Below are 25,504 nucleotides of genomic sequence, written 5' to 3'. Positions count from 1 at the left end.
GGAAACCCCAGATTTATTCATCTGCGCGGGGTGGAAGGGCCGGTGCTTCGCCAGAACTGGGCGGCAACAGGGGCGAGGCGGGCGGCAGCAGTGCATCGCCGGCATCGTCATCGGCGGGCGCTTCAATTCCCAACTGGTCGAGCACGGAGTCGGAGGCAGAGTTCTGCGTTGCGATGATCGTCAGCGTGATCGAGGTCGCCAGAAACGCGATGGCGAAGGCCCAGGTCAGCTTGCCGAGTGCAGTTGCCGCCTGCCGCCCGGTCATCACACCGCCACCCCCGCCGATCCCCAGACCGCCCCCTTCGGAGCGCTGCAAAAGCACAACGCCGATCAGGCAGATGGCGAGGATCAGGTGAATGACGAGGATGATGTTTTCCATGGGCGGGTCTTCTGCCTGATTTTGGTCGGTGCCTACTTATGAGATGCGACAGGCCGCCGCAAGGGCGGATAGCGCAACCATAGGATGAAAAGCCGCTGATTGCGCAATCATTTTCTGCGCGCGGCGCTCTTTGGGCGGCAGCTTGCGTGGCGCGAAACAAACAGGTTTCGCCCCCGGGCGCACACGGCTATACCGGCACCGGTTTCACGACTACGGGGTTTCGGAACATGGCCAATGTGGTGGTTGTCGGCGCGCAATGGGGCGACGAGGGCAAGGGCAAGATCGTCGACTGGCTCAGCGAACGCGCCGATGTGATCGCGCGGTTTCAGGGCGGGCACAATGCAGGCCACACACTGGTGATCGACGGCGAGGTCTACAAGCTGCACGCGCTGCCCTCGGGCGTGGTGCGCGGCGGCAAGCTGTCGGTCATCGGCAACGGCGTGGTGCTGGATCCGTGGCATCTGATGGAGGAAATCGAGGGGATCCGCGGCCAGGGCGTCGAGATCACACCCGAAACCCTGATGGTGGCCGAGAACACGCCGCTGATCCTGCCCATCCACGGAGAGCTTGACCGGGCGCGGGAAAGCCAGAACAGCGTGGCCAAGATCGGCACCACCGGGCGCGGGATCGGCCCGGCCTATGAAGACAAGGTGGGGCGCCGGTCGGTGCGCGTCGCCGACCTGGCGGATGACGCAACGCTGGAACTGCGCGTGGATCGCGCGCTGGTCCATCACGACGCGCTGCGCCGGGGGCTGGGGCTGGACCCGGTGGACCGCGACGCGCTGCTGGCATCGCTCCGCGCGGTGGCGCCGCTGGTCCTGCCTTATGCGAAACCGGTCTGGAAGGTGCTGAACGAGGCGCGCCGCGCGGGCAAGCGCATTCTCTTCGAGGGGGCGCAGGGCGCGCTTCTGGATATCGATTTCGGAACCTACCCGTTCGTGACCTCCTCCAACGTCATCGCCGGGCAGGCCGCCACCGGCGTGGGCGTCGGCCCGGGTTCGATCGATTTCGTGCTGGGCATCGTCAAGGCCTACACGACCCGTGTGGGCGAGGGCCCGTTCCCGACCGAACTGTTCGACGGGGATGGCCAGCGCCTTGGCGAACAGGGCCACGAGTTCGGCACCACCACCGGGCGCAAGCGTCGCTGCGGCTGGTTCGACGCGGTGCTGGTGCGCCAGACCTGCGCAACCTCGGGCGTGAACGGTATCTCACTGACGAAGCTGGATGTTCTGGACGGGTTCGAGGAGCTGAAAATCTGTGTCGGCTACGAGCTGGACGGGGAACGACTGGATTATCTGCCGATCGCATCCGAGCAGCAGGCACGCGTGACCCCGATCTATGAGACGATGAAAGGCTGGTCCGACAGCACCGCGGGCGCCCGCTCCTGGGCCGATCTTCCGGGCGAGGCGGTGAAATATGTCCGCCGGATCGAGGAGTTGATCCAGTGCCCGGTCGCCCTACTGTCAACCTCGCCGGAGCGCGAGGACACGATCCTTGTGACCGATCCGTTTGCCGATTGAAGAAGGAGGGCGACCCATGGCCTTGAGCTACAAGACCAGACGGCGGCTGTCGCTGCTGATCCTGCTGCTTGGGCTGCCGCTTTATATCGCGGCGGCATGGTTCGTGGTCAGCCTGATCGAGCGGCCCCCGGTGCTGGTCGAACTCGCGATCTATGTGGTCCTGGGAATTCTCTGGGCGCTGCCCTTCAAGGCGGTGTTCAGGGGCGTCGGTCAGGCGGACCCGGATGCCGCATCGCCCGAAGACCGGTAGGCCTCGCGGCGCGGATACGCTTCAGAATTCAAAGCAAAGAGACAAGCAACCCCATGCCCCGAGGGAGAGGCATGGGGTCGTTCCGGTGCCTGGCAGGTTTGCTCAGGGACGGAAGTAGCGGGACCGGCGGGTCAGCCTGTATTCGCCACGGCCGACCTTCTTGATCAGACGGTCGCGCAGCAGGATGCCGAAGGCGCGCAGCCCCTCTTCCCGGTCGGCCGGGTCGTCGCCCGTGGCTGACAGATGCCGCACGAGATCGGGGCGGCCGAAAACGGTACGCCCCTCTTCATGAGTGATATAGGCGGCGGCCAGTTCCATCTTGTCCTGCACGGTGCTGGCATCGTGTTTGGCCAGATAGGCGGGGAAACCGGTCGCTGGCTGCGCGGCTGGGTCCGTCTCCTCGGTGTCCGGCGTGTTGGTGGTGTCCGCCGCGGGCCGGGCAGACGCATCCGTCTGATCCTCGGCCCATGCGCCGGTGTCGGACAGATCATCTGCCAGATCGTCGTAATCGCTCTCGGGCTCCGCCGGGAGGGGCGTGTCCTGCCGGGGTCTGTCGACCGGCGCGATCTCGTCGGTTGCGGCATCGGCGCGGTGGGTCTGATGCGGGGCCATGTCCCGCTCCCGCTCCGGCTCCGCGAGATACCCTGTCTCCGCGGCTGTCGCGTCCTCTTCGATGAACTCCGCGCGCCTGCGGGAACTGGCCGCGCCGATGATCTGGCCGGCGCGGGCCGCCAGATCGGCAAGACTTGACGCGATCTTGCGCGGTGCGTGCCGGTCGTCGCGGTGCCGCGGTGCGGTGTCGGCGCGGTCGGTCTCGGCAAACTCCGGGGTCGGTTCCGCGAGCGTCTGGGTCTCGGCCCGGTTCTCCTCGTTCAGGCGGAGCGGGCCCTGCATCCGTGCCTCGTCGTCGTGATCGGCCAGCGCAAGGCTGCCGGAGGTCACGCGGCGCGGCCGCGCGGGAGCGGCAGGCGCGTCGCCGCCGGTGTCGCGCGCGCTATCGATCCGCTGTTCGGAGACAAGCACGAGCGGCGCGGGCCGATTTTCGGCCCGGGGGCGGCGGGTACCATCCACGCGCACCCTGCGCGGGCGCATGACGCGGGCCAGATCGTCGCGGTAGTCCGCGGTATGATCGGAATGGGTGCTGTCACTGCCGCCGAGTTTGTCCTCCGCGCTCCGCGCGGCGACGGCGGCCTTGAGATGTTCGATATTGGCGCGGCGGCGGTTGGTTTCCTCGGTTTCCAGACGGCTGGCGGTGGCCTCGAACAGACGGCTGACCTCGGCATCCGCCTCTTCGCGCTCGTCGGGATCGGCAAACTGGCGCCGCCGGGAGGCGCGCTGTTCTTCCTGCGCCTGACGTTCGCGTTCGATCGCGGCCAGTTCGGCCTGCAACTCCGCTTCCGCCTCGGCGCTGAGCGCGGCCTCCGCATGATCTTCGGCGGGCATGCCTTCGACCGGTATGTCTTCGGTGGCGTCCGCTGCGGCGGCGGTATCGTCCCGGTTGGCGCGCAGGACGGTGATCTCCGCCCGGATCGCATCTTCGGGCGCGGTGTCGGCCTGCGCCTCGGTGTCGGTGCTTTCGGCACCGGTCTCCGACGCGCCCTCGTCAGATGCGGCCGCTGCCTGCGCCTCGTCCTCTGCATCCTCTGCGGTTTCCGCTTCGGGCAGGTCGTCGGCCATGTCCTGTGACGCTTCGGCAAAGGCCTCGGCCTCGGGGGCGTCATCGGCGGTATCGCTGTCCTGATCCTCGATGAACCAGTCGGTCGGCGCCTCTCCGTCGTCTTCCTCGGCGACGACCTGACGGAGCCGCGCCAGCTTGGCGGCGACGCTTTCGGCACCATCAGCGGGCTGGGCGGCGAAGAACCCGTCATCTTCGGCCAGTTCGGGTTCATCCCCCTCGCCCTCGGCAAAGAAGGCGGCGAAGTCGATATCCTCGGATGAACCGGCTTCGGAGGTTTCGGCGAAGGCCTCCTCGTTACCGCTCCCGCCGGCGGAGATATCTGCATCCGGCGCCTGATCATCCACCCGATCGTCGGAAGCGGCGGCGGCAGCGATACTGGCCAGCATCGCATCTTCGGCTTCGGCCCCATCATCCTCTGTCCCGTCATCCTCGGGCTCTTGGTCAATCTCGGCGGCTTCAACCGGGGCCTCGCTCTCGACGGTCTCTATGTCGGCAGCGTCCGTCCCGGACGCCTCCTCCTCCGCAGTCTCATCATGGGCGATGGCGGCGATGTCATCGGATGCCTCGCCGGGTTCTTCGGCCTCGGCTTCCGGCTCCTGTGTGACTGCGACCGTTTCGTCGCCCGTGTCCGGCGTGTCCTCGGTCTCTGCGACGATTTCGACCGGACGCGCGTCTTCCGCGGCCGGCTGTTCCGTATCTTCGTCATCGGCGCCGCCCCGGACGGCATCCTCAGGGGCGGCATCTTCGGGCTCGTCCGGCTGCGGCGTGGCGGTGGCGAGAGGCTCCGTGTCGGAGGCTTCCGGTTCGGCCTCGGGCGCGTCTGCCTCCGCATCGGGTTCGGCGACTATATTGTCTTCCGTAGCTGTCTCCGGCGCGGGCGCGATGGGCGCTCGATCTGCTACGGCAACCTCATCGGCGGCCGGCGTTTCGACCGCATCTTCGATCTGCGGGCGCATGATCAGCCCGGTTTCGGACATCCGCGCCTCGACCCGGCGGTTGATCGCCTCTTCGGTGATGCGTTGCAGCATCTCGGTATCGGGCGTGGGAGGCTCGGCGCCGAAATACCGGTCCTCCGCGGCAAGGTCGCGGAAATACTCGGCAATGCCTTTCATCGCACTGAACGGGTCTTCGAAGCCCTCCAGAGTGCAGGAAAATGTGCCGTAGGATACGGTCAAGATCTTGTTTGCGTCAGACATCGCTCAACTTCACTCTGCTCGTCCGGACGAGGCCGGAATTTACCATCTCGCCATTTGGTGTAACAAACTGATTCCTAGGAAACGGGACGGTATTTGGGCCATTCGGTGATCTTTAACCTCAAAAAAGGCGACAATTTGCCAAATCCTTCTGTGATTGTTCGCGCTGACACATTGGTGACATTATTGGGCGGGGGGCAGCATGAACCCGCCGATCTTGCCGATGCCCTGCGCCGCGCACCGGTTCTTGTGGCCGCCGATGGCGGGGCCGATCGGGCGCTGGCCAGCGGTCATCGACCCAGGGCCGTGATCGGCGACATGGACTCGCTTGGATCGGCGGCACGGGCCGCCCTGGACCCGCGCAGTATTCACCATATTGATGAACAAATCAGCACCGATTTCGACAAGGCCCTGCGGAACATCGCGGCGCCGGGGGTGATTGCCGTTGGCTTTACCGGCCGGCGGATCGATCATGAACTGTCGGTCTACAACACACTGGTGATGCGGCCCGAGAAGACCTGCGTGGTGCTGGGAAGCGTTGACATCGCCTTTCATGCCCCGCCCGAGATCGCCCTGACGCTGCCGCCGGGCACGCGGGTGTCGCTGTTTCCGCTGGCGCCGGTCCGGGGCCGGTCCACCGGTTTGCGCTGGCCGATCGGCCCGGTCGACTTCCGGCCCTGGGGGCAGATCGGCACCTCGAACGAGGCGGTGGCGCCGCGGGTCGAAATGGCCTTTGACGGGCCCGGCATGCTGATCATCCTGCCGCGCGAGATGCTCGATGCCGCGCTGGAGGCGCTGATCTGAGGTCATTTCCTCTCGCATGCCCGCACCGGCTTCTGTAAACAGGCCCCGAAACAACGGACGGATACCAACATGACGGCGGAGCTTTCGCCCATCGACCGAGCGAAATTCGTGGCTGCCAAGCGGGCAGTCGATTATGTTGAGGACGGGATGCGCGTGGGCCTTGGCACCGGCTCCACCGCCGCGTGGATGGTGCGCTGTCTGGGAGAGATCGTCCGGGAGGAGGGCATCCGGGTCACGGGCGTGGCCACCTCTTCGCGGACGGCCGATCTGGCCCGGCAGGTCGGTGTGCCGATCAGAACGCTGGACGAGGTCAAATGGCTGGATCTGACGATCGACGGGGCGGATGAATATGACAGCAACCTGAACCTCATCAAGGGTGGCGGCGGGGCGCTGTTGCAGGAAAAGATCGTCGCCACCGCGTCGGACCAGATGATCGTGATCGCCGATCCGTCCAAGCAGGTGGACACGCTGGGTGCGTTCCCACTGCCGGTGGAGGTGATCCCGTTCGGCTGGCAGACGACCAAGGCGCTGATCGAGGAAATGCTGTCGAATATCGATGTTCTGGGTCGGAATGCGTCGCTTCGGCTGAATATGGACGAGCCGTTTCGCACCGACGAAGGCAACTATATTCTGGACCTTCACCTGCGCCGTATCGGCAATCCGCAGCAGTTGAGCCTGGTTCTGAACCAGATCCCCGGTGTGGTGGAAAACGGGCTGTTCCTGGATATCTGCGACATCGTCGTGATCGGCAACTCCGATGGCACGGTCGAGGTGCGCGACATCAACAACGGCACCGTGGAACATGAACGGATCGAGATCGTCGACACCGACAACCTGTTCGTCGATGTCGCCGACTAAGGGCGCGGGAAGGACCGGCTGATGGCATTTGATTACGACCTTTTCGTCATCGGCGGCGGGTCCGGCGGTGTGCGCGCGGCGCGGGTTGCGGCTGCGGGCGGGGCGCGGGTGGCGATTGCGGAAAGCAGCCGGATGGGCGGCACCTGCGTGATCCGCGGCTGCGTGCCGAAAAAGCTGATGGTCTTCGCGTCGGGTTATCGCGAGATGTTCGACGACGCGCGCAGCTATGGCTGGGATCTGGAGGACGGTGCCTTCGACTGGCCGCGATTCTCCCAACATCTGAACTCGGAGCTCGACCGGCTGGAAGGGGTGTATCGCAACCTCCTTAAGGGCTCGGATGTGGAGATCTACGATACCCGGGCGCGTCTGGCCGATGCCCATACGGTGGAACTGGCCGACGGGGCGAAGAAAACGGCGAAGCATATTCTGGTGGCGACCGGCGGGCGGCCGGTACGCCCGGACATGGCGAATGCGCATCTGGGGATCGTGTCGGACGACATCTTCCATCTGCCCGAACTGCCGAAACGTCTGCTGATCATCGGCGGCGGCTACATCGCCTGCGAGTTCGCGGGCATCATGAACGGGCTGGGCGTGGAGGTGACGCAATTCTATCGCGGCGCGCAGATCCTGCGCGGCTTTGACGACGAGGCGCGCGGGCTGGTGGCCGAAATGATGCGCGAAAAAGGGGTTAACCTGCATCTGGGCACCAATATCGTGGAAATGGCCCGCGCCAGCGAAGACCACACGGCGAGCTGGACCGGCACGGAGAGCGATGCGGCGATGGGCGCGCCCGCGGGCGAACGGGTGGGCGAGGATGCGGCTCGGGGCTCGGGGCCGGTTTGGGTTAAGGCGACCAACGGCACCGAAGCGGTCTATGACGCGGTGTTGTTCGCGACCGGGCGGGACCCCAATACCGAGGACATGGGGCTGGAGGAGATTGGCGTGGAAATCGGCCGCCGCGGGGAGATCGTGGTGGATGACTACAGTCAGACGGCCGTCCCGTCGATCTATGCGATCGGCGATGTGACCAACAGGGTGCAGCTGACCCCTGTTGCAATCCGCGAGGGCATGGCCTTTGTCGAGACGGTGTTCAACGGCAATCCGACGCCGGTCGATCACGACCTGATCCCCTCGGCGGTGTTCACGCAGCCCGAACTGGGCACGGTCGGTCTGACCGAGGAAGAGGCCCGCGAACGGGAGCCGGTGGAAATATACTGTACCTCGTTTCGCCCCATGCAATCGGCCTTTGCGGGGCGGCCCGACCGGGTGCTGATGAAACTGGTCGTTTCGAAGGAAAACCGCACCGTTCTGGGCTGTCATATCGTCGCGCCAGGGGCCGGCGAGATGATCCAACTTGCTGGGATTGCGGTCAAAATGGGCGCAACCAAGGAAGAGTTCGACAGGACGGTCGCGGTGCACCCGACGATGTCCGAAGAACTGGTGACCATGAAGGCACCCATGCGGGTGGCTTGATTTCACGCAGAAAACGCACAGGTTGCCCGTGCAACTGGGGCCATTAGGCCCCATATAGACACACAACAGACGTGATGATGAGGGGAATAGACATCAATGGCTGGCAATAACGGCGGTCCATGGGGCGGCGGAGGCGGCTCCGGAAGCGGCGGTGGCAATCGCGGCGGTGATGATAACCGAGGCGGCGGGCGCAGGCCCGGCGGCGGCGATGGCGGCCAGCAGATCCCCGAGATTGACGAAATCGTCCGCAAGGGTCAGGAGCAGCTGCGCGTGCTCATGGGCGGGCGCGGCGGCGGCAACCGAGGTTCCGGCGACGGGGGCGGTCAGTTCCCTGAGATCGGGCGCCGTGGCTGGATCTTCGGCGGTCTCGCACTTCTGGGTCTTTGGCTCTTCACATCGGTCTACACGGTACGGCCCGAAGAACAGTCGGTGGAATTGCTGCTGGGATCGTTTTCCCAGGTGGGCGAGCCGGGCCTGAACTTTGCGCCATGGCCGGTGGTCACCGCAGAAGTCATCGCGGTGACCTCGGAACGGACGGAAAGCATCGGGACCAACCGGTCCGGCGCCTCCGATACAGGCCTGATGCTGACTACTGACGAGAACATCGTGGACATCGATTTCGAGGTGATCTGGAACATCAACGATCCGAGCAAGTTCCTGTTCAATCTGCGCGACCCGGAAGCGACCGTCCGCGCGGTGTCGGAATCGGCCATGCGTGAGATCATCGCGGCCTCCCAACTGGCGCCGATCCTGAACCGGGACCGGGAAGCCATCGCCGATACGGTGCGCGAACTGATCCAGTCCACGCTCGACAGCTATGAAAGCGGTATCAATATCGTTCGTCTGAACCTCGACCGCGCCGATCCGCCATCGGAAGTGATCGACGCGTTCCGCGACGTGCAGGCCGCCGAACAGGAGCGCGACCAGCTTGAACGCCGTGCGGATGCCTATGCCAACCAGGTTCTGGCAGGCGCGCGGGGTGAGGCGGCCCAGCTTCTCGAACAGGCCGAAGGGTATCGCGCCCAGGTGGTGAACGAGGCCGAGGGTGAAGCGAGCCGGTTCCTTGCGGTGCTGGGCGAGTATGAGCAAGCGCCGGAAGTGACACGGCGACGCCTTTATCTCGAAACCATGGAGCGGGTTTTCAGCGATGTCGATCTGGTCATCCTCGACAGCAATGGCGAGGGCGGCACGAACGGTGTCGTGCCTTATCTGCCGCTGAACGAACTGCGCCGTAACAGCGGCGCCGGAGCAACCACCACCACGGGGAGCAGCAACTGATGAAACGTATGGTTTATATCATTCCCGTGTTGATCGTCGCGGTGATCGGACTGCTCAGTTCGATCTTCATCGTGGACGAGCGGCAGCGCGCGCTGGTTCTGCAGTTCGGTCAGATCCGTCAGGTCATCGAAGAGCCAGGACTGAACTTCAAGATCCCGATCGTTCAGCAAGTGGTCTACTACGATGACCGGATCCTGTCGCTCGACACCGCCGCGATCGAGGTGACCCCGTCCGATGACCGGCGTCTGGTCGTGGATGCTTTCGCACGCTACCGGATCAACGATGTGGAGCAGTTCCGCCGTGCCGTGGGCGTCGGCGGGATGCGCCTGGCCGAGGAGCGGCTGGAGGGTATTCTGAACCCGCAGATCCGGGCGGTGCTCGGTTCCGAAGGGGTGACATCCAACACGATCCTCTCGGCCGATCGGGCCCAGCTCATGGCGCGGATCACCACGCAGGCCCGCGCGCGTGCGCTGTCGCTTGGGCTGGAAGTGCTTGATGTGCGTCTGAAACAGACCAACCTGCCGACCCAGAACCTAGATGCGACCTTCTCGCGGATGCGGGCGGAACGCGAACGGGAGGCGACGGACGAACGCGCCCGGGGTGAAGAGGCCGCGCTCAGGGTGCGCGCGCAGGCGGACCGGACGGTGGTCGAGCTTGTGTCGGAAGCCAATCGCGAGGCGGAGATCATCCGAGGTGAGGCAGATGCCGAACGCAACCGGATTTTCGCTGAGGCCTTCGGTCAGGACCCGGAATTCTTCGAGTTCTACCGGTCGATGACGGCCTATGAGCGCGCCCTGCGGCAGCAGAACTCCACCATGGTGATCAGCCCGGACGGCGAGTTCTTCGAGTATCTGGGCGGATCCCGGGGCACACTTCTGCCGCCCGCGCAGGAATAGGTCTGTCCGATGCTTGCGACGATCCTTCTGGGGATCGGCATGGTTCTGGTGATCGAGGGGCTGGTGTTCGCACTGGCCCCATCGCGGATGGAAGACCTGATGCGCCTGCTGACCCAGATCCCGGTGGAGACCCGCCGGCTCATCGGCTTTTTCGCAGTCGTGATGGGGGCCGTCCTCGTATCCTGGGCGACAAGTCTCCTGGGCTGAAAAACGGTGCGGACCGGGGCCGGGGCAAGAGACTCATTGCCGGCTGGCCGCCCGGATGCGAGACTGCTTCACGTCTATGTGACACCGAACTGGCGGTTATCTGATCCCTGAGCCACCCTGCTGCGGTTGATTATATCCGCCTTCGGTCAAATATTATGGATCGAAGGGCGGGTGACATCCGCCTACGGCGTGACAGGAGGACGATCCGTGAACATCCAAAGGACCCATCAGCGACAAGGGGCGCGTGCCTATGCCCTGAGCGCCAGTCAGGAGCGCAGCATGGTCTATCGCGTGTCGATTATGGCAATGATCCTGGCGATGGCGATTCTGGCCGTTCTGGCCAGCTTTTCGCCGGCAAGCGCCCAGACGGCGCGACCCGCGACATTTGCCGATCTGGTCGATCAGGTGGGCGATGCCGTGGTCAACATCACGACTTCATCGGTGGTGGCCGCCCGCACGGGCCCGCAGCCGATCGTGCCCGAAGGCTCCCCGCTGGAGGATTTCTTCAACGACTTCATGAACCGCAACAATCGCGGGCAGGAAGCGCCGCGACGCAGCCAGGCGCTGGGTTCGGGCTTCGTGATCTCCGAGGACGGCTATATCGTGACGAACAACCATGTGATCGAAGGGGCTGACGAGATCCTGATCGAGTTTCGCGGCGGGTTCGTGCTTGATGCCGAGGTGATCGGGACCGACCCCAGCACCGATATCGCGCTTTTGAAGGTGGAGCCCGATGAACCGCTGCCCTTCGTTCCCTTCGGCGACAGCGACGTGATGCGCGTGGGCGATTGGGTCATGGCCATGGGCAACCCGCTGGGTCAGGGCTTTTCGGTCTCGGTCGGCATCGTGTCGGCGCGGGAGCGCGCGTTGTCCGGCAGCTATGACGACTTCATCCAGACCGACGCCGCGATCAACCGGGGCAATTCCGGCGGCCCGCTTTTCAACCTCGACGGCGAGGTGGTTGGCGTGAACACCGCGATCCTGTCGCCCAATGGCGGCTCGATCGGGATCGGGTTTGCCATGTCGTCGGCCGTGGTGACCCGTGTGGTCGACCAGTTGCAGGAGTTCGGCGAGACCCGCCGCGGCTGGCTGGGCGTGCGCATTCAGGACGTGACCGACGATATCGCCGAAGGTCTGGGCCTTGAGGAGGCGCGGGGCGCACTTGTGACGGACGTGCCGGAAGGCCCGGCGATGGAGGCCGGTGTCGAGGTGGGGGATGTGATCCTGTCCTTCGACGGAACGGATGTGGACGACACCCGCGAACTGGTCCGCAACGTGGGCAACGCACCGGTGGGGGAGACCGTGCGCATGGTCGTGTTCCGCGACGGCGCCACGCAGACCCTGCGGGTGACGCTTGGTCGACGGGAAACCGCCGAAGGGGCCGCAGGGCCGGGTGCCACGCCGCAGACACCCTCCAGCGCCGATGTGATGGGCATGACGCTGACGCCGCTGACGGATGCGCGCCGTGAGGAACTGGGCGCCCAGGGCGTTCAGGGCGGGCTGGTGATCGAAGCGGTGGACGTCGAAAGCGACGCTGCCGCCAAGGGCCTCATGCCCGGCGACATCATTACCGAGGTGGGCCAGCGCCCGGTCAGCGACGTTGCGGAGTTCGAGACCCGCGTGACCGAGGCCCGGGATGCCGGACAGAAGAGTATTCTGTTGCTGATCCGCCGCGCGGGGAACCCGCGTTTCGTCGCGCTGAGCCTTGAGGACGCGTAACCTCCAGGGCCACGCGAACACAGTAAAAGCCTCTCGTGCCTCTATGCGCGAGGGGCTTTTTTCTGGCGTGGCTACGGGGCCGGACCGGTGGGCGGGCGTCGCAAAGCCGGCTTCGCTCAGTATGTGGGCTGCCCCCAGATCGGGGATGAAACAGATCCTGCCCTTGCTCCCCTTCTAGAAAACGTCGGGTTCCGGTTCAGTGCTGAAACCTGCCCCGTCTCATATAACCGACCGGTCGTCCCGGCCATCGCCGCGCGCGCTGTCGCGGCGACCCGGCCGCCCGCTCCGGCGCGCTTACGGTGTCACGACAACCTTGCCCGTCGATTTCCGCCCCTTCAGCAGCGCCAGCGCATCGGCGGCCTGATCCAGTGAGTAGGTGGCCCCGATATGCGGTCTGAGCCCGCCCTCGCGGTACCAGCCGAACAGGGTCGCGAGACTGTCCGTCAGGGTTTGGGGCGCGAATTGCATGTAGCCGCCCCAGTAATGGCCGATCACGGAGATGTTCTTGACCAGCAGGTGGTTGGCCGGAATGTCGGGGATCTCTCCGCTGGCGAAACCGATGACCAGAATGCGGCCTTCGGGGTTGGTACACCGCATCGCGGCGGTGAATTGCGCGCCGCCCACGGCGTCATAGACCACATCGGCCCCGCCCAACGCCTTGACCTCGGCGCGGATGTCGCCGGTTTCACTGTCGATCGCATGGGCCGCCCCGGCGGCGCGGGCCACGGCCAGCTTGTCGGCCCCGCGCGCGCAGGCGATCACTTCGGCACCCATGCGGGCCCCGATTTCGACCGCTGTCAGCCCGACACCGCCCGCGGCACCCAGCACCAGCAGCCGCTCCCCCGCCTGCAGATGCGCCCGATGCGCCAGCGCCAGATGGGACGTGCCATAGGCGATCAGGAACCCCGCCGCATCCTCGAACGGCATCTCCTCGGGAATGGCGATGGCGCGGGATGCGGGGAAGACCCCGAACTCGGCAAGCCCGCCCTGACCGGCAAACACCGCGACCCGGGTGCCGATGGCGGGGCCCGTCACCCCGTTGCCATGGCCGCGCACGGTTCCGGCGATTTCCATGCCCAGTGTGAAGGGCAGGGCGGGCGTGTCCTGATACTGCCCCCGGATCATGAGCAAATCCGCGAAATTCAGCCCGCAGGCCGCGATTTCCACCAGCACCTCCCCTGGTCCGGGTTGCGGCGGATCCATCCGTGTCAGGGAGGGCGGGGTGTCATGGGCGGTGACGCGAAAAGCGCGCATCTTGTGGCTCCTTCTGGCCGGGATCGGCGCCAAAGCTACTGCGCCTGAAGCGCCTGTACCAGTGCCAAACCCGACCGCACAGGAAGCAGACAGCACAGTTGATCCAGATCATTGCCGGACACGCATAAGTAGAGTAGCCTTTTCATGTGCCGCTCAAATCGTGACGAAATCGGCGGTTATCTGAAAGGCCGCGCCTGTCGCGCCATCAGCTTGCGTCTGCGCCGGCCGGAAACGTGGCACGTGCCGGTCGGGACACGCCCGGCGGTGAGCCAGATCAGGTTAGACAAAGGAAGGATAATTTCGTGAAACACCCCGTTGATGTCCATGTCGGCAAACGTGTTCGGCACCGCCGTTGGATGCTGGGCATGACACAGCAGCAGCTGGCTGAGAAAGTGGGTATCAAATTCCAGCAGATCCAGAAATACGAGACCGGCATGAACCGTGTCAGCGCCTCCCGGCTTTGGGATATCGCCGAGGCATTGAGTGTGCCGATCAACTATTTCTTCGAAGGGCTTGGCGGCCAGGAGGGCCTGATGGCCCAGGGCGTTGTGCCGGGCGACATTCTGGCGGACAAGGAAGCGTTGGAGCTTGTGCGCTCCTATTACGCGATCCCGGAAAACCAACGCCGGCGTCTGTTCGAGCTGGCGCGCGTCCTGTCGGATACCGCTGCCTGAGATCGGGTTTAGATCGGGTTGACCACGGGGCCCGCCCCGTGCGACCTCGGCGCGCGTGCGCAATGACCTGCCAGTGCCCGAGGTGCCCGAACCCGATGCCGACCACAGACCGATCCGAGCTGCCGATTGATGAATTGCGGGCGGTGGCCCACAAGCTTGCCGATGCGGCGCGGGCGGCCACACTGCCTTATTTCCGCGCGCCCGATCTGCCGACCGAAAACAAGCAGGCGGGTGGTTTTGATCCGGTCACCCGCGCCGACCGCGACGCCGAGGCCGCGATGCGCCGGGTTCTGGCGGATCTGCGCCCCGATGACGGTATCATGGGCGAGGAGGAGGCCGACATCCCGTCCCGTTCGGGCCTGACATGGGTGCTGGACCCGATCGACGGCACCCGGGGCTTCATCGCGGGCACACCCACCTGGGGCGTGCTGATCGGGCTGCAGGCGGGCGCGGGTCCGGTTTTCGGGATCATCGACCAGCCCTATATCGGCGAGCGGTTCGAAGGCGGATTCGGCCGGGCGCGGGTTGTCGGGCCGCAGGGCATCGCGCCGCTGCGAACCCGGGGCACGACCCTCTTGGCCGACGCTATCCTCTTCACCACATTCCCGGAGGTCGGAACCGCGGCGGAGCGTACCGGGTTCGAGGCTGTTCGCGACCGTGTGCGGCTGACCCGGTATGGCATGGATTGCTACGCCTATGCGCTTCTTGCCGCCGGTCAGGTCGATCTGGTGATCGAGGCGGGGCTGCATTGCTACGACATCGCGGCCCCGATCGCGGTGATCGAGGCGGCGGGTGGCGTGGTCACAAACTGGCAGGGCGGCCCGGCCCATACAGGCGGCCGGATACTGGCCGCGGGCAATGCCACGCTGCATGCCGCCGCGCTGGAGTTGCTGAAAACGGCTCCGTAAGGCGCGGAACTGGCGTCATTCGAGGTCCGACCTTGCGGTGGTCCGGGCGGCGGAGGCGGGCAATCCGGGAACCCTGGCCCAAGGCATTTTCCACAGGGTTACACACATCCGCGCCCGTTTTGCCCTTGGATTTGTGCCACCTTGAAGCCGCCCGTCCGGCTCCCATTGCGGCCCGTGCTTGCCAAGGCCCGAGCGATCCACATGCCATCCACAGATTGATCCATCCCCTTGTGCAAAAGAGGCGGAGCTTCGCCCCCGTGCGGCGCCGGAATATCGTTTTCTTGCCTAAATCCCGCCGATCCCGCATCCTTCGCCTCAACGCTGCCCAAAGAAGCATCCAAGAACCGACGAGGCCCCTGATGATCCGCAGTTCCGCCCTGTTTCTCCTTCTGTCCCTTTCCCTTGCCGCTTGCGCGCCCGCGCCCGGAACCGAGCGGGTGCCGCTTGCCTCCACCGGGATGATCGCGCAGGCCAACACGCTGATCTCGGTCCAGCGCGCGAGCGCGGGCATCCTGCGCCCCCTGGTCCACAGCGCGGCGTTGCAGGGCGCGGCGCAGGCCCATGCCGATGATCTGCAAATCACCGGCGGTCTGGGCCATGTCGGCAGCGATGGCTCCACCCTGTCCGACAGGATCCGCCGTAGCGGCTATACCGCCTGTTTTGCCGCCGAAAACGTTGCCCGTGGCCAGCCCGATACCCGCAGCGCGATCGCCAGCTGGTCGGGCTCGGCCGGGCATCAGGCGAATATGGTCAACCCCAACGCCACGCAGTTCGGTTTCGCGAATGCAGGCGATGTCTGGGTGCTGGTGCTGGCGCGTCCCTGCTAGCGGGGGCCGAAAAGGCTGCGCCACTGGCTGAGCAGGATACCGGCGAGGATCAGCCCGAGCGCCCAGAAAAGCGTGGGGGGCAGGGCCTCGCCCATCAGTGTGATCCCGAAAATGACCGCCCAGACCGGCACCATATAGCTGACAAGGCTCATGAATATGGAGCCCGCGGTGGTGATCACCCGAACGCGGATGATCGCGGCGAGTCCCGTCGGCAGCAGGGCGACATAGATCAGCGCAGTCGTCGGCCAGAGCGGAAAGTCGCGCGGAACGCCCTCCACCAGCAAGGCGACGGGCACGATCACGGCTGCGGCCACCACCAATGTGGCGGTCGCGAAGGCCAGGGGCGGCATCGGTGGCGCGCGCCGTGTCATGACCGAACCCGCCGCATAACAGGCCGCGGCACCGATACAGGCCAGCCGGCCCAGCCATTCCGCATCGCGGCCGGTTCGGTCGAAGGCCCCGTCGCCGACAAGCAGAACCAGCCCGACAAAGCCGAGTGTCACGCCCGCGATCCGGCGCGGGCCGATCCCTTCCTCGGGTGAAAAGACCGCGACCAGCGGCAGAACCAGCAACGGCACCGCCCCCATTGCCACGCCCGCGAAGGCCGAAGGGACATGGCTCAAGCCCCAGCTCAGGAGCGAAAAGGGTATCGCAACCGAAACGACGCCGATCACGGCGCTGTATGCCCAGGCCCGCGCGCCCTTGACCTGCGCCAGGCTCTGACCGATCAGCGGCCCGGCAAGGATCAACGCCACCGCGCCCATCACCGTGCGCCCCGCGGTCACCGTCCAGACGCCGAACCCTTCCAGCGCGGCGGAAACGCCCATGAACGCGGTGCCCCAGATGACGCCCAGCCCAAGGACAAGCGCCCAGTTGAGCGCGCCCGGCCTCTCAGGCGTGGCGGTCTGTATCAAGGAACTCTGACAGGGGGCTTTGCGTTCTTTCCGCGAGACCCCCCGCAATCAGTCTGGAGATTGACCATGGATACCTCAACCCTTGTGATTACCCTTATCGTTATCACCTTTGGTGCCGTTATCGTCCTTGCGCTGCGCTCGAAGGTGAAAACCGAAGAGCGGATGAAGGATGACGACGCCCCGAAATCGACATTGGCCAAGGATGGCCCCGGGCCGAACCCGAATACAAAGCCCTGAGTCCCGGTCCCGGCGCATTAGATACACGCTCCAGGCGCCCGCGAGGCGGGGTTTGGCGATGCGATGACCGCCCCGATCTGCCATCGGGGCGGCTGTGTCTTGGGCCACGGGCGCATGCATACCGCCCGCTGCGCCATCAGTTCTTGGCTCTGTCCACCATCTTGCCGGCGGAAATCCACGGCATCATGCCACGCAGGGTTTCGCCCACCTTTTCGATCTGATGTTCGTCATTCAGCCGGCGGGTCGCCTTGAAGGAAGGCTGGCCGACGGCGTTTTCCTGCATGAAATCGCGCACGAATTTCCCGGTCTGGATGTCGGTCAGAACCGCTTTCATCCGCGCCTTGGTCTCGTCATAGGGCAGAATGCGCGGGCCGGAGACGTATTCGCCATACTCGGCCGTGTTGGAGATCGAGTAGTTCATGTTGGCGATGCCGCCCTCATAGATCAGGTCGACGATCAGCTTCACCTCGTGCAGGCATTCGAAATAGGCCATCTCGGGCTCATAGCCCGCCTCCACCAGCGTCTCGAAGCCCATCCGGATCAGCTCCACCAGGCCGCCGCACAGAACGGCCTGTTCGCCGAACAGGTCGGTTTCGCATTCCTCGCGGAAGTTGGTCTCGATGATGCCCGACCGGCCGCCGCCGATGGCCGAGCAATAGCTGAGCCCCAGTTCCAGCGCCTTGCCGGAGGCGTCGTTATGCACCGCGACAAGGCACGGCACGCCGCCGCCCTTGGTGTATTCACCGCGCACGGTGTGGCCGGGCCCCTTGGGCGCCATCATGATGACATCGACGCCGGCTTTCGGTTCGATCAGACCGAAATGCACGTTGAGCCCGTGGGCGAAGGCAATCGCCGCTCCCTCGCGCAAATTGTCATGAACGTATTTCTTGTAGGTTTCGGCCTGAAGTTCGTCGGGCATGGTGAACATGATCAGATCGCACCAGGCCGCGGCTTCCGCGATACCCATCACCTCAAGGCCCTCGCCTTGCGCCTTGGCCGCGGATGCGGAGCCTTCGCGGAGCGCGACGACGACATTCTTCGCGCCCGAATCCCGCAGGTTCAGCGCATGGGCATGGCCTTGGGAGCCATAGCCCAGAATGGCCACTTTCTTGTCCTTGATCAGGTTCACATCGCAATCGCGATCATAGTAAACGCGCATGTCATTTTCCTTTCAGGGGTCGTCTGCATATACGGTTCGGCGCGACCTTATGGCGTTTTCATGGCGCTGACACCTATGATACATACAAAAAATGACCATTATACTGATGTAGTCATTCTCCATTTTAAGATTTTGCGGAAAAATCATGCTGACCGATCACGAGCGCCGCATACTCCGTTACTGGCAGGACGAGCCGAGCCTGACCCCGGGTGAAATCGGGGAAAAGGTCGGGCTGTCGGCAGCGCAGGTGGCAAGGCGCATGAAGACGCTGCGGCAACGCGGCGTGGTGAAGTCCATCGAGGCGCAGATCAACTGGCCTGCGCTTGGCTACGCGGTGGAGGTCTCATTGCGGATCACGCTCGACAAGACCGTGCCGCGGGCCTTCGATGAATTTCTGGCCGCCGCCCGCGAGGTGCCGGAGGTGATCGAGATCCAGACCTTTCTGGGCCGCGTGGACGCGCGGCTGAACCTGATCGCGCGCAACATGCCGCATTATCAGGAGGTCTACCGCGACCGCATCCTCACGCTGCCGCATATCGCCGATATCGAGGCGTTGATGCATGTCGCCCGGATCAAGGCGGAGGAGGTCTATCCGCTATGAGCGATCCCGACGCCACCGACTGGCAGATCCTGCGCGAGTTGCAGCGGGATGGCACCCTCACCGCCAGCGAGATCGGGCGCCGGATCGGCCTGTCGCAACCGGCCACATGGCGGCGGATCGTCGATCTGCGGAAGGCCGGTATCCTGCATCCGCAACGGTTGCGGATCGATCCCGAGAAAATCGGCTTCGGCGTCACGGTCTTTCTGGGCGTGAAACTGGCCACCAAGGGACGCGTGAGCCTGGAGGATTTCGAGCGCGCTGTCGCGGCGATCCCCGAGGTGCAGACCGTCGAACATGTGCTTGGCCTTTACGATTACCGGTTGCGGGTTGTCGCCCGTGACCTGCCCGATTTCGAACGGGTCCTGCGCCGCCGCATCATGACGCTGCCCGGCGTCGGAAATGTGGAGGCCAATGTCCTTCTGTCCGAGGAGCGGCGACCGGGGCCCTTGGGATGACGTCCCGACATTGCGTCGCCGGCGGCCTGCCGCTACCCATGCCCCATGCAATGGGAGCACCTGACATGGCCGCACTTCTCGATCACGTAGACCCGGAGGGGCTTCTGGAATACTCCGTCGTCTTCACCGACCGCTCGCTCAATCACATGAGCCAGACCTTTCGCACGGTGATGACCGATATCAGCGCCCTGCTGAAGGAGGTCTACAACGCCGACGCGGTGGCGCTTGTCCCCGGTGGCGGCACCTACGCGATGGAGGCGGTCGCGCGCCAGTTCGCGCGGGATGCCAGCGTGCTGGTCGTCCGCAACGGCTGGTTCTCCTACCGCTGGTCGCAGATTCTCGATGCCGGCGGCTTTGCGGGTGAGGTGACCGTGATGAAGGCGCGGGCTTCGGGCAACGCCCCGCTCGCGCCGTTCGCGCCCGCCCCGATCGAAGAGGTCACCGCACGGATCCGTGCGGAAAAGCCCGATGTGGTCTTTGCGCCCCATGTGGAAACCTCCGCGGGCCTGATCCTGCCGGATGCCTATGTCACGGCGCTGGCCGCGGCGGCCCATGAGGTCGGTGCGCTGATGGTGCTGGATTGCATCGCCTCGGGCTGTGTCTGGGTCGACATGCAGGCCACCGGCGTCGACGTGCTGATCTCGGCGCCGCAGAAGGGATGGTCCGCCTCGCCCTCGGCGGGGCTGGTGATGTTGTCGGACCGGGCGGTGACGCGAATGGCCGATACCGCATCGGACAGTTTTGCGCTCGATCTCGCGAAATGGCGCCAGATCATGCAGGCCTATGAGGGGGGCGGCCATGCCTATCACGCCACTATGCCCACCGATGCGCTGCGCGCCTTTCGCGACACGATGCTGGAAACGCGGGACTACGGATTTGAGAAACTGAAGGAAAATCAGTGGGCTTTGGGCAACGCAGTGCGTGACCTGCTGGCCGGGAAGGGAATTCGCTCCGTAGCGAGCGACGGATTCGGCGCGCCCGGCGTGGTGGTCAGCTATACTGACGACCCGGAAATTCAGAACGGCAGCAAGTTCGCCGCATATGGCATGCAGATCGCCGCGGGCGTGCCGTTGCAGGTAGATGAGCCGGAGCGGTTCATGACCTTCCGGATCGGGCTTTTTGGGCTCGACAAGCTCTATGACGTGGAGGGCGCTGTGACGCGACTTCGGACGGTTGTGGACAAGGTCTTTCCCTGACCGGCGCGGCGTTGCAGGGCGCCCGGTTCAGCCGCGGGCGCCCAGACCCGCGCGCATCAGCACACGGCGCACGGGCGCGACCGAGTAAAACGTGTTCAGTGCCTGCATCCGCAGATCGCGCAGCCCCTGCGCTTCCACCATTGAGGCGCGGTTGAGCGCATCGACGCCGGTGACCCGGGCCAGCACCTCGGTGTGGCGGATCCGGTTGTATTTGCGAAGCAGGTCGCGCGCGCCCGGATCGCCCGGGGCCGCTTCGATCAGCTCCAGCAGCACCCGCAGATCCGCGAGGCTCATGTTCAGCCCCTGCGCGCCGATGGGCGGCATGACATGCGCGGCCTCGGCGATCAGGGCGGTGCGCTCGGCCTCCATCCGCTCGGCGACCTGGCTTATGATCGGCCAGACCGTCCGGCGGGAGACCAGCGTCAGCGGCCCGAACAGATGGCAGGAGCGTTCGGACATTTCTGCCTCGAAGGCGGCGACATCCAGCGCGGCCAGCCGCTTTACTTCGGGGCCGCGCTCCATCCAGACGATGGCGGAGGAGGGCAGACCTTCGTAATCGGGCAGCGGCACCAGCGTGAAGGGCCCGCCCGAGCGGTGGATCTCGGTGGAGACATTCTCATGCGGAATTGGATGGGTCACGGCAAAGGCCAGCGCCTTCTGCCCGTAGCGCGTTGTTTTCACGCCGATCCCGACCGCTTCCCGGACGGGGGAGTCGCGCCCGTCTGCGCCGATCACCAGTCTGGCCCGGACCCGCGCGCCATCGCTCAGGGTCACCCGCGCCTCGGTCTCCCGCGTCAGCAGCCCGGCGGTTGCGGTGCCCGGCCGGAACCGGACATTCTGCAGCCCGTCCAGCGCGGCCAGCATCTCGCGGCGCAGCAGCCAGTTGGGCAGATTCCAGCCAAAAGGCAGGTCGGAGATATCGGCGGCGTTGAAATCATGGGCCGCGCGGGGCTCGGGCGTTTCCCCACCCGCATCGACGATCCGCATCACCTGCAACGGGGTCGCGTGATCGGCCAGCCTGTCCCATAGACCGATCCTGTCTAGGAAATCCCGCGACGGTTGCAGGAACGCGGTCGTCCGAAGGTCTGAGCCTTCCGCGTCCCGCTCGGTGACCGGTGGCGTGGGGTCGACGCAGATCACCGAGAAGCCGGCGCGGCCGAACCCGACCGCGGCGGTCAGTCCGGCGACGCCGCCGCCGGAGATCAGGATATCGGTGTCGATCAGCTCGGCCATGACACAGAAATAGGGTGCGCAGGCCGGCCGGTCGAAGCGTCAAACGCGCACAGGGCGCAGATCAGCCAAGGGTGATCCGGATCAGGGTCAGGAACATCGCAAGCACCAGGATCAGGGCCGGGATGATCAGGCCGGGATAGCCGAAGATCATGAAGGCGCTGCCCCAGAGCCCGACCAGCATGGCGATGGCGTAAAAAGGCGTATCCTCGTCGCCCTCCACGACCTCGCGGGCCATGCGGCCGATGAGCGGGATGCGGTATGTGATCCTGCGGGTGAAATAGGGGCGCGGGGCCTCGGGCGTCATTGTCATCTGTGGTTTCTCCTGTTCGCTGAAGCACAGATGGGGCGGGCAGGGCCGAAAACGAGAGGCATAATTGCCGCAGCGCGGCATCTATTGCGACAATAGATAAAAGCTATCGAATATGCCGTATCTTCTTGGATTCTCCTATCTGCTTCAGCGGGTCAGAACGGTGAGAAAGCCTGTCAGATCATCGGTATGATGGTCGATAAAGACCTCCTCAACCGGGATGGCGGCCACATGGATCGTGCGCAGCCCCATGTCATGGGGGGCGGCCAGATTGCGGGCCTCGTCCTCGAACATCGCGGAGCGGGTCGGGGCCAGCCCGTCCGTTGCAAAGACCACTTCGAAGGCGCGCGCCTCGGGCTTGGGCCGGAAATTGGCGTGTTCGACGCCATAGATCGCATCGAAAAGACCGGTCAGCCCGCGATGGGCCAGCACCCTCTCCGCGTAGGGCGCGGTTCCGTTGGTGAAAACGATCCGGCGCCCGGGCAGGGCGGCGATCCGCCCGGCAAGGTCGGGATCGGGGCTGAGAACGGTGAAGTCGATCTCGTGGACCTCATGCAGATAGGGGCCGGGATCGACCCCGTGCAGATCCATCAGCCCGGCCAGAGTGGTACCGTGATCCTGCCAGTACTTCCGCCGTAGGCGATCGGCCTCCGGGCGATCCACGCCAAGGGCCTCCATCACATAGGCCGTCATGCGGATGTTGATCTGGTCAAACAGCGCCATTTCCGGGGGATACAGCGTGTTGTCGAGGTCGAAGACCCAGGTGTCGATATGCTGGAACTGGTCGGCTGGCATGGAAGCGGTTTAGGCCGTGGCGTGGGGCGCGGCAAGGGGTGGCTTGTCTTGGCCCCTGTGCTTGCCTAGCCTCGGGCAGATCGAAAGGACTCTGGATGGCTCAGAAAAAAAACCCGCACAAGGATGCCTATGACCTGATCCTCGAGGCGATTGATGTTGGCATCTACCGGCCCGGCGCGCGCCTGGTAGAATCGGAACTTGCCGAACGCTTCGGTGTAAGCCGAACGCCGATCCGCGAGGCGTTGCAGCGTCTTGAGACGCAAAGCCTGCTGACCCGCGATGGCCGCAGCCTGATCGTGGCGTCGCTGGACCACGCACAGACGGCGGAGCTTTACGCGGTGCGCACCGAGCTTGAGGGATTGGCGGCGCGGCTTGCGGCGCAGCATGCCGCGGCCGAGGAAATCCGTGTGCTGCGCGATATGGTGGAGGCCGACCGCGCGCTTCTGGACGATCCCGACGCGCTGTCGCGGGCCAATCGCCGGTTCCACAAGCAGATCCATCTGGCCAGTCACAACCGGTATCTGGTGCAGCAGCTTGACCTCGTGCATCGCTCCATGGCGCTGATGGCCACCACCTCGCTGGCGGCGGCGGGCCGGGGCGAGGATGCGTTGAGCGAACATGCCGCGATCGTTCAGGCGATTGCCGACCGAGACGGGGACACGGCGGCGAAAGCCCTGAGAAAGCACCTCTCCACGGCTTTCGAAGTGCGCCTGAAGGAACAGGCACGCAACGTCTAGGGCGTCGTCCCGGTGCCGGGGGTTGCCACCATCCCGCGGCGATGGCTGAACTTGCCATGGGCGGTCTTTGCCCAGTGGAAAGGCCGCAACAGCATCTCGACCAGTGCCAAAACCGCAGCCGCGGAGGCAAGGGGGAAGTAGAGAAGCATAAGCGGCAGCGCCAGCCGATGCCGGCGCAGATGCGGGGCGCGGCAGGCGAGGAAGGACATGGTCAGGCTGAGCACCAGCGCCAGCACGAAGCCCGCCCCGATCATGCCGAAGCCGAAGGGCGTCAGCACCGGGTCAAGCGGGTGGGGCAGTCCGAAGGGCACAAGGGAGAAGGTCCATAAAAGCGGGGCCGCCAGAAAGCCCAGAACGGTGCCGAGTATCTGCAACTGGAAGCCGAGGAAGGCCCGGGGGCGAAGCGACCGCCAGAGCGCGACCGGGTCGCGCATATGGGTCACCCAAGTCATCGCATAGCCTTTCAGCCAGCGGGACCGCTGCCGGATCCAGGGCAGGATGGCCGAGTTCGCCTCCTCATAGGTGGTGGTGGCCACGATTTCCGTGCGATAGCCGTTGCGCACCAGCCGGAGGCCCAGCTCGGCGTCTTCGGTCACGTTATGGGCATCCCAAGCGCCCACCGCCTCCAGCGCGGCGCGGCGCAGGAACAGCGTTGTGCCGCCCAGAGGCACGAACAGGCCAAGCCTCTGGACGCCGGGCAGCATCATCCGGAACCAGCTTGCATACTCGATTGTAAAGCAACGGCTTATCCAGTTGTGGGTGGCGTTGTAGTAATCCAGGCGGCCCTGCAGACACGCAACCTCGGGCGGACATTCCGAGAACCGGCGCACCACCTTCCGGATCTGGTCCGGGTCGGGCCGGTCCTCCGCGTCATATATGCCGATGATCGAGCCGCGAGCGAAATTCAGTGCGTAGTTCAGCGCCCTGGGTTTGGTTTGCGGATGTCCGGGCGGTACGGTCACCGCCCGCATCCATGACGGGAGCGTGGCCTGAGCCAGAGCGGTCTGCGTGGTCCGGTCTCCGGCTTCGAGAACCAGGATCACATCCAGCAACTCACGCGGATAATCCAGCCGTGACAGGCGTTTGACCAGTTGGCCCGCGATGTCCTGTTCGCGCAGGAGCGGCACAAGAATGCTGACCACGGGTTGCCGGCGCAACGGGATCGGCTGGCGGGGCGGGGCGAGGGCCGCCGCGATGCCCCTCGAGGGTTCCGGGACGGGTGCGCGCAGGGCCGCTGCCAATGCCGCCAGTTTCAGTGTCGCGTTGCAGAAAAAGACCAGTAGCGCGATCCCATAGGCGAGCACGGCCAGAACCACCGGGTTCGTCCAGGCGAAGGCCGCGACCGCCAGGGCCCAGCTTGCGAGAACCGGCATCCAGCGTCTGGCGTTCCAGTTGCGGCAACTGACCTGCTGCGGCACCCGCGCTTCGGCCAGCCGGGCAAGCTCCGGTCCATAGGCCCGCGTCAGCGCATCGTGCATCTGGCTCCGGCTGGCGATGGCCACGATCAGGGGCTGGTCGGGGTTGAAGGCCGCGCGGATCGCGGCTTCCTGATCGGGTCTGTTGGTGACGACGATCAGCGCCTGACCGGCACGCCGCCACGGCAGGACGCCGAGCGCGATCGCGGTCTTGGCGGGCAGGAGCGCGGCCAGGGTCGCGTCGGCGGGGTCGGTGGCCAGATTGATCGCCTTGGCCCCGTATTGCGCGCACAGGCCGTTCAGCAACTGGCGTTCGGATATGTCCCCATGGGCAATCAGGATCTCGCCGATCGGAAGATCCTGATGGCGTTGAAGCGCGATGGCCCTGAGCAGCGTCTCGGGCCCGATAGCGCCCTGATCCATGAGGATTTCCGCCAATGGTCGGGGGCGGCGACGCGCCTTTCTTTCGACAACGCGAACCGGAGGGTCGCGCAGCAGACGAAACTCCGGACGTGTCCGGGTTGATTTGAAAACCAG

General features: G+C 65.2%; 26 protein-coding genes. 17 read left to right on the top strand and 9 right to left on the bottom strand.

Translation table 11 applies throughout. The features are described 5' to 3' along the window. Positions 1 to 13: 13 nt before the first annotated feature. Positions 14 to 379 (bottom strand): preprotein translocase subunit SecG, encoded by a 366-nt coding sequence (gene secG / locus D9R08_RS17395; RefSeq protein WP_121899344.1) that lies wholly within the window; start codon positions 377 to 379, stop codon positions 14 to 16. A 227-nt stretch (positions 380 to 606) separates the two neighbouring features. Here secG and D9R08_RS17390 point away from each other — a divergent pair, with 227 nt between their 5' ends. Next, positions 607 to 1,899 (top strand): adenylosuccinate synthase, encoded by a 1,293-nt coding sequence (locus D9R08_RS17390; protein WP_121899343.1) that lies wholly within the window; start codon positions 607 to 609, stop codon positions 1,897 to 1,899. 16 nt (positions 1,900 to 1,915) lie between these two features. Further along, on the top strand, positions 1,916 to 2,149 hold the full coding sequence (locus D9R08_RS17385) for a DUF2842 domain-containing protein (RefSeq protein WP_121899341.1): 234 nt from the start codon (positions 1,916 to 1,918) through the stop codon (positions 2,147 to 2,149). Between the two features lie 102 nt (positions 2,150 to 2,251). Here D9R08_RS17385 and D9R08_RS17380 read toward each other — a convergent pair whose 3' ends face one another. Beyond that, a complete protein-coding gene (locus D9R08_RS17380) occupies positions 2,252 to 5,023 on the bottom strand; it encodes a midas domain-containing protein (protein ID WP_121899340.1) in 2,772 nt (923 codons plus the stop codon). A gap of 171 nt (positions 5,024 to 5,194) precedes the next feature. On the opposite strand from D9R08_RS17380, the gene D9R08_RS17375 reads away from it, so the two are divergent. The 7 genes from D9R08_RS17375 (at position 5,195) to D9R08_RS17345 (ending at position 12,255) form a co-directional block, all read left to right on the top strand. Then, on the top strand, positions 5,195 to 5,824 hold the full coding sequence (locus D9R08_RS17375) for a thiamine diphosphokinase (RefSeq protein ID WP_233557551.1): 630 nt from the start codon (positions 5,195 to 5,197) through the stop codon (positions 5,822 to 5,824). 69 nt (positions 5,825 to 5,893) lie between these two features. Then, positions 5,894 to 6,682 (top strand): ribose-5-phosphate isomerase RpiA, encoded by a 789-nt coding sequence (gene rpiA, locus D9R08_RS17370; protein ID WP_121899339.1) that lies wholly within the window; start codon positions 5,894 to 5,896, stop codon positions 6,680 to 6,682. A 21-nt stretch (positions 6,683 to 6,703) separates the two neighbouring features. Beyond that, on the top strand, positions 6,704 to 8,155 hold the full coding sequence (locus tag D9R08_RS17365; protein ID WP_199709425.1) for an FAD-dependent oxidoreductase: 1,452 nt from the start codon (positions 6,704 to 6,706) through the stop codon (positions 8,153 to 8,155). Between the two features lie 96 nt (positions 8,156 to 8,251). Continuing rightward, the gene (gene hflK, locus D9R08_RS17360) at positions 8,252 to 9,433 is read left to right on the top strand and encodes an FtsH protease activity modulator HflK (protein WP_121899336.1); all 1,182 of its coding nucleotides are present in this window, start codon (positions 8,252 to 8,254) and stop codon (positions 9,431 to 9,433) included. After that, positions 9,433 to 10,329: a protease modulator HflC gene (gene hflC / locus D9R08_RS17355; RefSeq protein WP_121899335.1), complete on the top strand. Its 897-nt coding sequence runs from the start codon at positions 9,433 to 9,435 to the stop codon at positions 10,327 to 10,329. The genes hflK and hflC overlap by 1 nt, the downstream gene beginning before the upstream one ends. 9 nt (positions 10,330 to 10,338) lie before the next feature. Further along, a complete protein-coding gene (locus D9R08_RS17350) occupies positions 10,339 to 10,536 on the top strand; it encodes a DUF2065 domain-containing protein (RefSeq protein WP_121899333.1) in 198 nt (65 codons plus the stop codon). A 279-nt stretch (positions 10,537 to 10,815) separates the two neighbouring features. Next, positions 10,816 to 12,255, top strand: coding sequence for a Do family serine endopeptidase (locus tag D9R08_RS17345; RefSeq protein WP_407690617.1), 1,440 nt, complete (start codon positions 10,816 to 10,818; stop codon positions 12,253 to 12,255). A 294-nt stretch (positions 12,256 to 12,549) separates the two neighbouring features. Here D9R08_RS17345 and D9R08_RS17340 read toward each other — a convergent pair whose 3' ends face one another. Then, positions 12,550 to 13,509, bottom strand: coding sequence for an NADPH:quinone oxidoreductase family protein (locus D9R08_RS17340; RefSeq protein ID WP_121899331.1), 960 nt, complete (start codon positions 13,507 to 13,509; stop codon positions 12,550 to 12,552). A gap of 302 nt (positions 13,510 to 13,811) precedes the next feature. Between D9R08_RS17340 and D9R08_RS17335 the strand changes: the two genes are divergently transcribed. From D9R08_RS17335 to D9R08_RS17325, 3 genes are all read left to right on the top strand, one after another. Then, the gene (locus D9R08_RS17335) at positions 13,812 to 14,183 is read left to right on the top strand and encodes a helix-turn-helix domain-containing protein (protein WP_121899330.1); all 372 of its coding nucleotides are present in this window, start codon (positions 13,812 to 13,814) and stop codon (positions 14,181 to 14,183) included. Between the two features lie 95 nt (positions 14,184 to 14,278). Further along, complete coding sequence (gene hisN / locus D9R08_RS17330; protein WP_121899328.1) at positions 14,279 to 15,091, top strand: histidinol-phosphatase; 813 nt, start codon at positions 14,279 to 14,281, stop codon at positions 15,089 to 15,091. Positions 15,092 to 15,450: 359 nt separating this feature from the next. After that, positions 15,451 to 15,918 carry a CAP domain-containing protein gene (locus D9R08_RS17325; RefSeq protein WP_121899327.1) on the top strand — a complete coding sequence of 156 codons (468 nt, stop codon included), beginning with the start codon at positions 15,451 to 15,453 and terminating at the stop codon, positions 15,916 to 15,918. Here the strand turns inward: D9R08_RS17325 and D9R08_RS17320 are convergent. Next, positions 15,915 to 16,832 (bottom strand): DMT family transporter, encoded by a 918-nt coding sequence (locus tag D9R08_RS17320; RefSeq protein ID WP_233557550.1) that lies wholly within the window; start codon positions 16,830 to 16,832, stop codon positions 15,915 to 15,917. The two genes, D9R08_RS17325 and D9R08_RS17320, sit on opposite strands and share 4 nt — an antisense overlap. 66 nt (positions 16,833 to 16,898) lie before the next feature. Between D9R08_RS17320 and D9R08_RS19310 the strand changes: the two genes are divergently transcribed. Then, positions 16,899 to 17,069, top strand: a complete 171-nt coding sequence (locus D9R08_RS19310) for a hypothetical protein (RefSeq protein WP_199709424.1) — start codon at positions 16,899 to 16,901, stop codon at positions 17,067 to 17,069. 136 nt (positions 17,070 to 17,205) lie between these two features. On the opposite strand, the gene ilvC is transcribed toward D9R08_RS19310, so the two are convergent. Next, a complete protein-coding gene (gene ilvC, locus D9R08_RS17315; protein ID WP_121899326.1) occupies positions 17,206 to 18,228 on the bottom strand; it encodes a ketol-acid reductoisomerase in 1,023 nt (340 codons plus the stop codon). A 145-nt stretch (positions 18,229 to 18,373) separates the two neighbouring features. Here ilvC and D9R08_RS17310 point away from each other — a divergent pair, with 145 nt between their 5' ends. The 3 genes from D9R08_RS17310 (at position 18,374) to D9R08_RS17300 (ending at position 20,480) form a co-directional block, all read left to right on the top strand. Next, positions 18,374 to 18,829: an Lrp/AsnC family transcriptional regulator gene (locus D9R08_RS17310; RefSeq protein WP_121899325.1), complete on the top strand. Its 456-nt coding sequence runs from the start codon at positions 18,374 to 18,376 to the stop codon at positions 18,827 to 18,829. Then, the gene (locus D9R08_RS17305) at positions 18,826 to 19,284 is read left to right on the top strand and encodes an Lrp/AsnC family transcriptional regulator (RefSeq protein WP_121899324.1); all 459 of its coding nucleotides are present in this window, start codon (positions 18,826 to 18,828) and stop codon (positions 19,282 to 19,284) included. The genes D9R08_RS17310 and D9R08_RS17305 overlap by 4 nt, the downstream gene beginning before the upstream one ends. A gap of 65 nt (positions 19,285 to 19,349) precedes the next feature. Then, complete coding sequence (locus D9R08_RS17300) at positions 19,350 to 20,480, top strand: aminotransferase class V-fold PLP-dependent enzyme (RefSeq protein ID WP_121899323.1); 1,131 nt, start codon at positions 19,350 to 19,352, stop codon at positions 20,478 to 20,480. Positions 20,481 to 20,507: 27 nt separating this feature from the next. On the opposite strand, the gene D9R08_RS17295 is transcribed toward D9R08_RS17300, so the two are convergent. The 3 genes from D9R08_RS17295 to D9R08_RS17285 form a co-directional block, all read right to left on the bottom strand. Then, positions 20,508 to 21,713: a UbiH/UbiF family hydroxylase gene (locus D9R08_RS17295; protein ID WP_199709423.1), complete on the bottom strand. Its 1,206-nt coding sequence runs from the start codon at positions 21,711 to 21,713 to the stop codon at positions 20,508 to 20,510. A 61-nt stretch (positions 21,714 to 21,774) separates the two neighbouring features. Then, positions 21,775 to 22,023, bottom strand: coding sequence for a hypothetical protein (locus tag D9R08_RS17290; RefSeq protein ID WP_121899420.1), 249 nt, complete (start codon positions 22,021 to 22,023; stop codon positions 21,775 to 21,777). A 144-nt stretch (positions 22,024 to 22,167) separates the two neighbouring features. Continuing rightward, the gene (locus D9R08_RS17285) at positions 22,168 to 22,815 is read right to left on the bottom strand and encodes a pyrimidine 5'-nucleotidase (RefSeq protein ID WP_121899322.1); all 648 of its coding nucleotides are present in this window, start codon (positions 22,813 to 22,815) and stop codon (positions 22,168 to 22,170) included. Positions 22,816 to 22,910: 95 nt separating this feature from the next. Between D9R08_RS17285 and D9R08_RS17280 the strand changes: the two genes are divergently transcribed. Next, complete coding sequence (locus D9R08_RS17280; RefSeq protein ID WP_121899321.1) at positions 22,911 to 23,552, top strand: GntR family transcriptional regulator; 642 nt, start codon at positions 22,911 to 22,913, stop codon at positions 23,550 to 23,552. Here D9R08_RS17280 and D9R08_RS17275 read toward each other — a convergent pair. Then, complete coding sequence (locus tag D9R08_RS17275; RefSeq protein WP_233557548.1) at positions 23,549 to 25,390, bottom strand: glycosyltransferase family 2 protein; 1,842 nt, start codon at positions 25,388 to 25,390, stop codon at positions 23,549 to 23,551. The genes D9R08_RS17280 and D9R08_RS17275 overlap by 4 nt on opposite strands. Between the last annotated feature and the right edge of the window lie 114 nt (positions 25,391 to 25,504).

It is taken from the genome of Rhodophyticola porphyridii, assembly GCF_003688285.1.
GTDB lineage: Bacteria > Pseudomonadota > Alphaproteobacteria > Rhodobacterales > Rhodobacteraceae > Rhodophyticola > Rhodophyticola porphyridii.
This window is presented reverse-complemented; position numbering and strand designations above follow the sequence as displayed.

Coding starts and splice junctions, on each gene's coding strand:
- secG (WP_121899344.1), bottom strand. CDS start 379: ATGGAAAACATCATCCTCGTCATTCACCTGATCCTCGCCATCTGCCTG.
- D9R08_RS17390 (WP_121899343.1), top strand. CDS start 607: ATGGCCAATGTGGTGGTTGTCGGCGCGCAATGGGGCGACGAGGGCAAG.
- D9R08_RS17385 (WP_121899341.1), top strand. CDS start 1,916: ATGGCCTTGAGCTACAAGACCAGACGGCGGCTGTCGCTGCTGATCCTG.
- D9R08_RS17380 (WP_121899340.1), bottom strand. CDS start 5,023: ATGTCTGACGCAAACAAGATCTTGACCGTATCCTACGGCACATTTTCC.
- rpiA (WP_121899339.1), top strand. CDS start 5,894: ATGACGGCGGAGCTTTCGCCCATCGACCGAGCGAAATTCGTGGCTGCC.
- D9R08_RS17365 (WP_199709425.1), top strand. CDS start 6,704: ATGGCATTTGATTACGACCTTTTCGTCATCGGCGGCGGGTCCGGCGGT.
- hflK (WP_121899336.1), top strand. CDS start 8,252: ATGGCTGGCAATAACGGCGGTCCATGGGGCGGCGGAGGCGGCTCCGGA.
- hflC (WP_121899335.1), top strand. CDS start 9,433: ATGAAACGTATGGTTTATATCATTCCCGTGTTGATCGTCGCGGTGATC.
- D9R08_RS17350 (WP_121899333.1), top strand. CDS start 10,339: ATGCTTGCGACGATCCTTCTGGGGATCGGCATGGTTCTGGTGATCGAG.
- D9R08_RS17345 (WP_407690617.1), top strand. CDS start 10,816: ATGGTCTATCGCGTGTCGATTATGGCAATGATCCTGGCGATGGCGATT.
- D9R08_RS17340 (WP_121899331.1), bottom strand. CDS start 13,509: ATGCGCGCTTTTCGCGTCACCGCCCATGACACCCCGCCCTCCCTGACA.
- hisN (WP_121899328.1), top strand. CDS start 14,279: ATGCCGACCACAGACCGATCCGAGCTGCCGATTGATGAATTGCGGGCG.
- D9R08_RS17325 (WP_121899327.1), top strand. CDS start 15,451: ATGATCCGCAGTTCCGCCCTGTTTCTCCTTCTGTCCCTTTCCCTTGCC.
- D9R08_RS19310 (WP_199709424.1), top strand. CDS start 16,899: ATGGATACCTCAACCCTTGTGATTACCCTTATCGTTATCACCTTTGGT.
- ilvC (WP_121899326.1), bottom strand. CDS start 18,228: ATGCGCGTTTACTATGATCGCGATTGCGATGTGAACCTGATCAAGGAC.
- D9R08_RS17310 (WP_121899325.1), top strand. CDS start 18,374: ATGCTGACCGATCACGAGCGCCGCATACTCCGTTACTGGCAGGACGAG.
- D9R08_RS17305 (WP_121899324.1), top strand. CDS start 18,826: ATGAGCGATCCCGACGCCACCGACTGGCAGATCCTGCGCGAGTTGCAG.
- D9R08_RS17300 (WP_121899323.1), top strand. CDS start 19,350: ATGGCCGCACTTCTCGATCACGTAGACCCGGAGGGGCTTCTGGAATAC.
- D9R08_RS17295 (WP_199709423.1), bottom strand. CDS start 21,713: ATGGCCGAGCTGATCGACACCGATATCCTGATCTCCGGCGGCGGCGTC.
- D9R08_RS17290 (WP_121899420.1), bottom strand. CDS start 22,023: ATGACAATGACGCCCGAGGCCCCGCGCCCCTATTTCACCCGCAGGATC.
- D9R08_RS17285 (WP_121899322.1), bottom strand. CDS start 22,815: ATGCCAGCCGACCAGTTCCAGCATATCGACACCTGGGTCTTCGACCTC.
- D9R08_RS17280 (WP_121899321.1), top strand. CDS start 22,911: ATGGCTCAGAAAAAAAACCCGCACAAGGATGCCTATGACCTGATCCTC.
- D9R08_RS17275 (WP_233557548.1), bottom strand. CDS start 25,390: ATGGATCAGGGCGCTATCGGGCCCGAGACGCTGCTCAGGGCCATCGCG.